The sequence below is a fragment of the bacterium genome, from assembly GCA_040755795.1.
In the GTDB taxonomy this organism is placed as follows: Bacteria; UBA9089; CG2-30-40-21; order CG2-30-40-21; family SBAY01; genus JBFLXS01.
In genome coordinates this window covers 1-1,144 of sequence record JBFLXS010000732.1, presented here as the reverse complement: position 1 = coordinate 1,144, position 1,144 = coordinate 1, and the positions used below count along the sequence as shown (strand labels likewise).

General features: G+C 38.8%; 1 protein-coding gene. It reads right to left on the bottom strand.

Features of this window, described 5'->3' with window-relative positions; all coding sequences use genetic code 11:
- Window positions 1–120: 120 nt before the first annotated feature.
- Entirely contained in the window at window positions 121–1,104 is a 984-nt protein-coding gene (locus AB1414_21265) for an electron transfer flavoprotein subunit alpha/FixB family protein (GenBank protein MEW6609941.1), read from the bottom strand.
- Between the last annotated feature and the right edge of the window lie 40 nt (window positions 1,105–1,144).

The window sequence follows — 1,144 nt, the reverse complement described above, 5'->3', positions numbered from 1 at the left end:
ATTTGGTTTTGATGTCCTATGTAGGACAATGATTGCATCAATAATCTTTTCTGTTATCTGATTTATTTCCATGTCTTCTCTGTTCCTCTGCGTCTCTGCGGTGAATTACCACCTGAACGGTTACGAATAGTTACAGATTTTTTTAAATTCTTCAATTAAAACTGGAAGTATTTCAAATAGGTCGCCCACGATTCCATAACTTGAGACATCAAAGATAGGGGCGTCTTTATCTTTATTTATAGCCACAATACAATCTGAAGTTTGCATTCCAACTAAGTGTTGAATAGCTCCGGAGATACCACAAGCAATATAAAGTTTTGGGCAGATAGTTTTTCCTGTTTGACCAACCTGATGATGATGAGAAATCCAGCCGGCATCTACTGCGGCTCGTGAGGCCGCTACCGCTCCTCCTAAAACCTTAGCCAGGTCTGAAATTAATTCAAAGTTCTTAGCCTCCTGTAATCCCCTTCCTCCAGCAACGACAATATCAGCCTCTTCTAAATTTACATCTTCATTTATCTCCTTAACCCAATTTACTATCTTAGTTCTCATATCTTCCTGCATAACATTGGGTTTTATTCTAATAATCTCTCCAGTTCGTTCAACTATCGGGATAGGTTTGCTCATTACCCTTGGTCGGACTGTTGCCATTTGGGGTCTATGATTGGGGGTGATAATAGTTGCCATCAAATTACCACCAAATGCCGGTCTTGTTTGAAGAAATTTACCTTCTTCATCTATTTTAAGTTCAGTGCAATCAGCGGTTAGTCCTGTTTTTAATCTTGCCGCTATTCTTGGCGCCAAAGCCCGTCCACTATTAGTTGCGCCCAACAAAAAAATCTCTGGTTTATACTCTAAAATTAAATCAACTATTGCCTTTGTATATGTATCTTCACAATAATTTGCCAGAATCTCCGAATCCAATAAATAAACCTTATCTGCTCCTGAGGCAATTAATTGAGGACAAAATTCTTCGATTCCACTTCCTAAAAGGACAGCACTTAGCTCTACCTGTAAATTATCGGCTAATTTCCTTCCTACTCCAAGGAGTTCTAATGATACCGCGGCTAAATTGTTAAAATGTTGTTCTGCAAATATCCACACACCTTTATAATCATTCGTGCTTTTCACCTCAACCTTCCCT